This is a genomic window from Elstera litoralis, from assembly GCF_000963705.1.
Lineage (GTDB): Bacteria > Pseudomonadota > Alphaproteobacteria > Elsterales > Elsteraceae > Elstera > Elstera litoralis.
This window is the reverse complement of record NZ_LAJY01000449.1, coordinates 1-2,706: the sequence shown is the minus strand read 5'-3', so window position 1 is coordinate 2,706 and position 2,706 is coordinate 1. Positions and strand designations below refer to the sequence as shown.

Genomic DNA, 2,706 nt, shown 5'->3' with positions numbered 1-2,706 from the left:
GGTCTCGGCGGTAATGCTGATCGGCTGCGAAGAACGAATGTTAGCGCTTTCGCGGGCCGGAAGAGGGTCCTCCTTCTTCGAAAACAGCATGGCGTGGCTCCTTTTTGTGAGTCTTGTCTAGATGATCCCCGATGGATCACCACTCACAGTAATACCGAAGCCTTAAGAAAAGGTAAGCAGAAAATGGGCATTTTCCCGAGTCGAATTTTAGGAGTGCGACCCTCGCTTACTCCCGGCTAAGTTGATGAAAATTTAAACTAAATTTGCGATCATCACGCCATTGAGGCCGAGCACAATCGCCGCACAGGCCCAGCCCGCCACAAGTTGGCCGCGCGGGGCAATCAAGCTTCCCATTCTCCGCCTGTCCCCCGCGATCAGCAGCAGCGGGATCACGGCAAACGGCAGTTGCAAGGATAGGACGACTTGCGAGAAGACCAGCAAGCCTTCCGCCGCCGCCTCGCCATAGACCGAGGCGACAACCGCTGCGGGCACCAGCGCCAGGCCGCGCGTCAGCAATCGGCGCAAGGCAGGCGAGAGTTTGAGGCGCAGGAAGCCTTCCATGACCACCTGCCCGGCCAGCGTTGCCGTAACGGTGGCGTTCAGCCCCGACGCCAGTAGCGCGATAGCAAACAGCGTCGCCGCAAGGCCGGTGCCGACCACCGGGATCAGCAGCGTATAGGCTTGGTGAAAATCGAGCCCCTCCCCAACCCCGGTGAAAGTCGTCGCTGCCACCACCAGAATTGCGCCATTGACGAACAGCGCCACCGTGAGCGCCACGGTCGAATCGATGGTGGCAAAGCGGATCGCCTGGCGTTTCTCCGGCGCGGGCACTGGGCGCGCCTGGACGAGGGCGGTATGGAGATAGAGGTTATGCGGCATAATCGTCGCGCCCAAAATCCCGGCGGCGAGGTAGAGGGCGTGCCCATCGGTCATCCAACTCGCGCGCGGCACCAAACCGCCGAGCAGCGCCATTGGTTCCGGCTTCAAAACGATCATCTGAAACACAAAACAACCGACGATCAGCAGCATCGTACCGATCACAAAGGCTTCCAGCGGGCGCATGCCGCGCCGATGCAGCAGCAGAATAATGACGGCATCGAGCCCGGTGAGCAGAATTCCCGACACTAAGGGCAGGCCGAACAGCAGTTGCAGGGCAATCGCCGTGCCGATCAACTCGGCCAAATCGGTCGCCACAATCGCCAGTTCCGCCGCCACCCACAGCCCGCGCCCAACCCAGGGCGAAAACCGCTCGCGGCTGAGCTGCGCCAAATCCTGCCCCGTCGCCACCCCGACGCGAATGGCCAGCGCCTGCAACAGCATCGCCATGATCGAGGCCATCAGCACCACCGACAGCAGCGCATAACCATACTGCGACCCCGCCGCCAAGGAGGTCGCCCAGTTGCCAGGGTCCATATAGCCCACCGCCACCAGATAGCCGGGGCCGATGAAGGCGAGCAGCCGCTTTAGGGCCATCAACCGCGTCGAGGAATTCGGCAGTGCAAGACCGGTCATGACACACCTCCTAACGAATCCGTCGCCCCCAGGTTGGAACGAGAGACGAAACGAGGATATCTTCAAATGCGACTAATTCGCAATATCGGATATCAATCAAGCTGAGCATGACTGGACTCATTTTTTAGAATGGCTCTAAATTAAAACGAGCGGCCGAGAACCGGCGCTTCCGGCGCAAAGACGCCGCCCTTCCGGGCATTAACGGACCAGCTCAGGGTTAACCGGGCTTAGCCATCTGCTGTTCGAAGCTGATCTCCACAAATTCGGCGGGGCGCACCACCGCGACAAGCACCGTAATACGCATATAGCCATTCAACAGATCCTGCGCCGTCATGGTGGTGCCCAAACCGACCTCGACCGAGAATGCGTCGCTCGGTTTAGCGCCTTGCAGCCCGCCCTGCTTCCACACATCGGTCAGGAAGCTCGCAATCATGCCTTTCACCGCCGCCCAGGTATTGGCGTCGTTCGGCGCAAGCGCATAGGCCTTTGCGGCCAGCTTCACCGATTGCTCCAGGAAAATCATCGTTCGACGGACCGAGATATAGCGCCAATCCTGACTATTCCCGTCCAAGGTGCGCGCCCCCCACACCAAGATACCCTGCCCCGTGAAGGCGCGAATTGGATTAATGGATTTGCCCGAGATCGGATCGAGATTAAGGTCGGCGCTCTGGCCATCCGTCAGACTAATGGGAAGGCTAACGGCCCCCACAATGCTGGTATTGGCGGGGCTATTCCAAACGCCAATCGTCTGATCATTGACGGCATAAACACCCGCCATCCCGCCGCTGGGCGGCAGAATATTGGCCACGGTCAGCACCTGCGTGATGATCTCACCGTAGGTCTTGCTGGCACTCAGCAGTGCACTGTGTAACTGGCTCATTGTCAGGGGATCAGCGGGGGGCGTTTCGATCTGGTTGAGGATCTGCCGGGCGACCGGGTTGGGGTACTCGGGGGAGTCCAAGAGCGGTGCCAACGCCTTGATATCGCCGCCGAATAAATTGGTGAAAACAATCTCCCCGGCCTGCATAATCGCCGTGCCGATGAACGGGTAATAGGAAATTCCGTACTTCAGCCCCACGTTGCCCGTACTGTTCCGAAACGCTTGGATATCGTCGCTAAACGTCTCCTGCGTCGGCTGATTGCCGTTGATTACATCGAATAAACAGACGGCGGTTTGAAGCTTCTGGSCCTGCA

2 protein-coding genes are annotated in these 2,706 nt (G+C 59.3%); both read right to left on the bottom strand.

Annotation, left to right across the window (positions count from 1 at the left end):
• Nucleotides 1-252: 252 nt before the first annotated feature.
• Nucleotides 253-1,512, bottom strand: a complete 1,260-nt coding sequence (locus VZ95_RS15590) for an Nramp family divalent metal transporter (protein ID WP_045776678.1) — start codon at nt 1,510-1,512, stop codon at nt 253-255.
• 217 nt (nt 1,513-1,729) lie between these two features.
• The coding region (locus VZ95_RS15585; protein WP_045776677.1) for a phage tail sheath family protein at nt 1,730-2,706 on the bottom strand (977 nt) is incomplete at its 5' end.